The 5,061-nt window shown below is 69.6% G+C and carries 4 protein-coding genes; all 4 read right to left on the bottom strand.

Annotated features, from left to right (window positions below):
* Window positions 1-8: 8 nt before the first annotated feature.
* The 4 genes from Q7W02_00165 to Q7W02_00150 all read right to left on the bottom strand — a co-directional run bounded on the left by Q7W02_00165 (window position 9) and on the right by Q7W02_00150 (window position 4,843).
* Window positions 9-428, bottom strand: a complete 420-nt coding sequence (locus tag Q7W02_00165; GenBank protein ID MDO8474603.1) for a PaaI family thioesterase — start codon at window positions 426-428, stop codon at window positions 9-11.
* 82 nt (window positions 429-510) lie between these two features.
* A complete protein-coding gene (locus Q7W02_00160; GenBank protein ID MDO8474602.1) occupies window positions 511-1,368 on the bottom strand; it encodes an SMP-30/gluconolactonase/LRE family protein in 858 nt (285 codons plus the stop codon).
* A 169-nt stretch (window positions 1,369-1,537) separates the two neighbouring features.
* Window positions 1,538-3,898 carry a xanthine dehydrogenase family protein molybdopterin-binding subunit gene (locus Q7W02_00155; protein ID MDO8474601.1) on the bottom strand — a complete coding sequence of 787 codons (2,361 nt, stop codon included), beginning with the start codon at window positions 3,896-3,898 and terminating at the stop codon, window positions 1,538-1,540.
* 372 nt (window positions 3,899-4,270) lie between these two features.
* The gene (locus Q7W02_00150) at window positions 4,271-4,843 is read right to left on the bottom strand and encodes a transposase (GenBank protein MDO8474600.1); all 573 of its coding nucleotides are present in this window, start codon (window positions 4,841-4,843) and stop codon (window positions 4,271-4,273) included.
* Window positions 4,844-5,061 lie beyond the last annotated feature (218 nt).

Here is a 5,061-nt window from a genome sequence, read left to right as displayed (position 1 = left end):
GCAACCGCTCAGCCCAGCGCCCGCTCCTCGTCGACGCACAGCAGCCGCACCCGGCCTTGCGCGACCAACTGCTCCTTCTCGTCGCGGATCCACGCCTCCCACACCTGGCTCGTGCGACCGCGGGTGACCGGGCGCGCGTTGGCGTGGAGCCTGCCCGAGCGGACCGCGCGGATAAATGATGTGTTGTTCTCGAGGCCGACCACCCGCTGGCCGCGCGGCATGGCCACCAGCGCCGCACCGATCGAGGCGAGCGTCTCGATCACGCCCGAGTGCACACCGCCGTGGACGATGCCGTAGCCCTGGTGATGCTTCTCGCCGACTTCCAGCGCGCAGGTGACCTCGTCGGGCGTCGCGGTGAGGATGACGATGCCCATCTCCTTCACCCAGCCGGGGAACGCGTTGAGCACCGCCACGATGTCCTCCGCCATGGATCCCTCGCGATCGTTGATGCTGGTGAGCCACCGGTGCGCTGTCCTGCCCGCAGGCGGTGTCCAGCGCCTCTCCCCGCACTCACGGGAGCTTGACCAGAGCGGGCGGAACCGGGAGCCCCGCCACCGCCACGCGGAGCTGGAAGATGCTCCCGGCGTCCGGGTTGCCCGCACCCTCCGCGCCGGTCACGACGTACAGATCCCTGAGATCGTCGCCCCCGAAGCAGACGCTCGTCACCATCGGCAGCGGGCAGCGGATGCGCTCGCGCTCGCGGCCATCTGGCTCGAACACGACGACGGCGCCGCCCCGCGCTGCCGCGACCCAGACGGCTCCGTCCTCGGAGACAGCGAGCCCGTCGGGGATGCCCTCGTCCACGCGCGCCAACGTCCGTCGCGGGCCGACGCTGCCGTCCGGGCGCACGTCGTACACGCCGACGATGTTCGCGCGGCTGTCGGAGTGATACAGGCGCGCGCCGTCGGGCGAGAAGCCGAGCCCGTTGCTGAGCAGGATATTGTCCGCGATGCGTCGGGAGGATCCGTCCGTGTCGATGACGTGGAGCCACCCGGGCTTCGGGCTCCGTTGCTGCGCAGGGTCGAAGGGGCTCGAGCAGAGTGAGCCGACGTAGATGCGGCCACGGGTGTCCGTGGTGAGGTCGTTGAAGCCGACGATACCCAGCTGCTCGTCGCGGTCGAGCAGCACCAATGTATCCCGGGTCGCCGGCCCTTTGTAGGCGACGTTGCGTCCGGAGACGATGAGCCCGCCGTCCTTGTGGAGCGCGATGCCCCCGATGCCACGGCGATGCTCCACGACGGTCTCGACCCGTCCCGATCGGTCGAGGCAGTAGACCCCTCCGTTCGGGACGTCGCTGAAGATGAGGCCGCGCCTCGGATCCCAGACGGGGCCCTCGATCAGCCCGTACCCGCTCGCTAGCTTATCCACCTGCTGGCTCCTTCCCGGCGTCTACAAGCCAATGGGTCGTGCAGACACAAGACGAGGCGTCATGTTCAGATCCACACGCCACCCCTGACCGTGGCTCACGCTGTACGTCGCCGGTATTGACGGTGCTTGCCGGCTCGACAATTCATCTCTCGGCCAGCTCGAGCCTTTCTTACCGTGCCCCCGTGGCCTCTCGGATGGCCCGCCAGACCCGCTCGGGGGTCATGGGCATGTCGAGGTGCCGGACACCCAGGGGGGCCAGCGCATCGTTCACGGCGTTCAGGAGGGCGGGCAGAGCGCCGACGGTACCCGCCTCGCCGACGCCCTTGGCGCCCAGGGGATTCACCTTGGTCGGCACCTCATGGGAGTCCACGTCGAAGAAGGGAACATCGTCGGCCCGGGGCATCGCGTAGTCCATGAAGGATCCGGCCAGGAGCTGGCCCGTGGTCGGCTCATAGGTCAGCTCCTCGAACAGCCCCTGGCCGAGGCCCTGGACCACGCCCCCGTGGATCTGGCCCTCGACCAGCATGGGGTTCACCATGTTGCCGACATCGTCCACCACCGTGTGCCGGACGATCCGGACTGCACCCGTCTCCTCGTCGATCTCCACCTCGCAGACCTGGCAGCCGTTGGGGAAGGTGACGGCGGGCGGGGTGAAGGCCGAAGTCTCGGTGAAGCCGGGCTCCATCCCGGACGGGAGCTGGCGGGGTTGGTAGGCGGTGCGGGCCACGCTGGCCAGCGTCACGCCGCGATCGGTCCCGGTCACGCTGAAGTGACCGTCGCGGAAGACGATGTCTTCGGGCGCGGCCTCCAGCATGCGGGCGGCGATGCGCCGGCCGCGGTCGATGATCTTGTCGGTGGCACCGAGTACGGCCGAGCCCCCGACGGTGAGGGCACCAGACCCTCCGTTGCCCCGGCCCGCGTCGAGGGAGTCGCTGTCGCCCCACAGGACTTGGATACGCGCGGGCTCGACACCCAGCCGCTCGCTGACGATCTGGGCAAAGGCCGTTTCGTTGCCCTGGCCCATCGAGGTTGAACCCGAGAACACCAGGACCGAGCCGTCTGGGTTGACGCGTACCTCGGCCGTGTCGGGGTTGACGGCCGTGTAGGGGCCGCCGGCCACTTCAATGGGGTTGGCGATGCCGATCCCCAGGAGCTTCCCGCGAGAGCGGACGGCGGCGCGACGCTGGGCAAAGCCCTTGTAGTCGGCCTGCTCGAGGGCCATGTCCAGAATCCGACCGAAGTCCCCGCAGTCGTAGGTGAAGACCAGCCCCGTCTTGAACGGCATGGCGGACGAGGGGATGAGGTTCCGGCGGCGCAGCTCGATGCGGTCGATCTTGAGCTCGCGCGCGGCCACGTCGATGACGCGCTCGATGGCGTAGGTGGCCTCGGGCCGTCCGGCCCCCCGGTAGGGGCCAGTGGGCGTCATGTTCGTGAAGACGCCCGTGGTCTGCACATGGATCGCGGGCGTGGTATACACACCGGCCACGCCGCCCACATTGTTGGTGCCCGGGCCGGCACTGCGCGGCGTGAGGTAGGCGCCGATGTTGAGGGTGATGGCCACGCGGAGAGCCAGGAACTTCCCACCCTTGTCGAGAGCCAGCTCGGCGGTGGAGACGTTGTCGCGGCCGTGCTCGTCGGTGACGAAACCCTCCCGCCGGTCCGATGTCCACTTCACCGGCCGTCCCAGACGCTTGGCCGCCCACAGGAGCATGGCCATCTCGGGGTACATGCCGCTCTTCATCCCGAAGCTGCCGCCGACCTCGTTCGTGACCACGCGCATGTTGCTGAGGGGCACCCGGAAGATCTGCTCTGCCAGGATGGAGCGGAGGCCGTGGGGCCCTTGGATGCCGGTGTAGAGGGTGTAACGGTTGGTGCGGCGATCGTAGTCGCCGACCGCGCCGCGCGGCTCGATGGCGGCCGCGGCCACGCGGGTGACCGTGAAGTCCACCCGGGTCACGTGGTGGGCGGTCTCGAAAGCCTTGGCCACGGCCTCCTTCCGGCCCGCCTCCCAGACGAAGGCCACGTTGTCGGGAACCTCGTCCCAGACGGCCGGGGCATCGGGACGGGTGGCGGCCGTCGTGGCACCCACGACGGGCAAGGGCTCATAGTCGACGACCACGAGCTCGGCGGCGTCCACCGCTGCCTCGGGGGTCTCCGCGACCACCAGGGCAACCGGATCACCGACGTGACGCACGCGACCCGGAGCCAGCGCGGGGCGCGGGGTCTTGAACGCTGGGGATCCGTCACGGCGCTTGCGGTTGCCGTCGCTGGGCAGATTGCCGAGCCCGTCGGCGGCGAGGTCGGCTCCGGTGAGGACGGCGTGGACGCCCTGCCCCGCACTGGCGGCCGCGGTGTCCACCGACCTGATGCGGGCGTGCGCGTGCGGCGAGCGCACGACCACGGCGTAGAGCTGCCGCGGGAGGTTCACATCGTCCGAATAGCGTCCGAGTCCCTGGATCAGGCGAGGATCCTCGACACGGGGAACAGACTGACCGACTCCGAATTTTTCGACCACCAGTGCTTGGCTCATGACGGAGCGGAAGTATACGCCATGGCGAGACGGGCGACAGCTGCGCCCTGACGAACGCCGGCGACGTCGGGACTCGAAGGGCCCCGGCCCAGCGCGTCCCTACTCAGCTCCGTTGGCAGGTGCTCGCAGACGGGGGCAACTCCTGATCGAACGGTGGCAGGCACGGTGGTCCAAAATGCGCTTGGTTCTTACGATTGGACCCGACCCGGCCTGGGGCCCGGCGGCCGGGTGGCTGGCGCTGAGAGAGCCACGCGTAGCGCATCAGTGATCCCCCAGCCGGGCCAGTCATCAGCGGCGATCTTGCGCCGGCAACCGTGGGGCAGTCAAGACGCGTCCTGCAGGGGCAGAGTCCAACGCCGAGACTGGGACGGATTACTGATGGGAGGGGGCGGCAGCGCGCAGGTCGGCCGAAGGCGGGGCCGGCCCCGGAGAGTCCGCCGGGTGGAGCAGGACCAGGTGCGCAAGTATCTTGCCCACCACGGCCGGGTCCTCCACCGTGGCGATGAGCCGCAGCCGGCCGCCACATTGCGGGCAGGCGAGAACATCGAGATCGAACACGCGGCGCATCAGGGCGGCCCAGGTCCACGCGCCCGGCGTGCCGGCGGCGCGGGGGCGGGCGTCACCCTCGTGCGCCGTCGGGGCGGGCGCCGGGCGGCCAAAGCGGACGACTTGCGAGCGGCGGCGAGCACGCGGGGCAAGAACACCATGGTACAAGACCAAGTTGACGGCGGGCCGGGGGATGAGGGCCGCGAGCTTCTCCATGAACTCGAGGGGTTCGAACAACAGATGGGACGTGCCATCGCGCCACACCGTCTTGAGTCCGACGAGGACGCGTCCGTCGGCGCGGAGGCGCACGCGGTCCTGGGCGAGCGGAGGGCGGAGGAGGTAACGGGCGACGAGCTCCTCCCTCGACTTGTGCTTCGGCCGGAAGACGCAGTGCTTGATAAGATGAGGACGGCCGTTCTAGGCGCGATGGAAAAGGCACTGAGCCGACACCGGCGGCCACGGATACGACAACGAACTGCTCGGGCGGGCGAAGGCCGTCCCGTCCTTCCGAACGGAGGAGACCGTGCCGGAGATCACCGAAGGGGCCGCGCTCTGGGAGCCGTCGCCGGAGCGGCGGGAGCAGAGTCAGATGGCGGGCTACATGCGGTGGCTCGCCG

The organism is Candidatus Rokuibacteriota bacterium (genome assembly GCA_030647435.1).
Taxonomy (GTDB): domain Bacteria; phylum Methylomirabilota; class Methylomirabilia; order Rokubacteriales; family CSP1-6; genus AR37.
The sequence above is the reverse complement of the archived record's forward strand: the minus strand, read 5'-3'. Positions and strand labels throughout refer to the sequence as shown.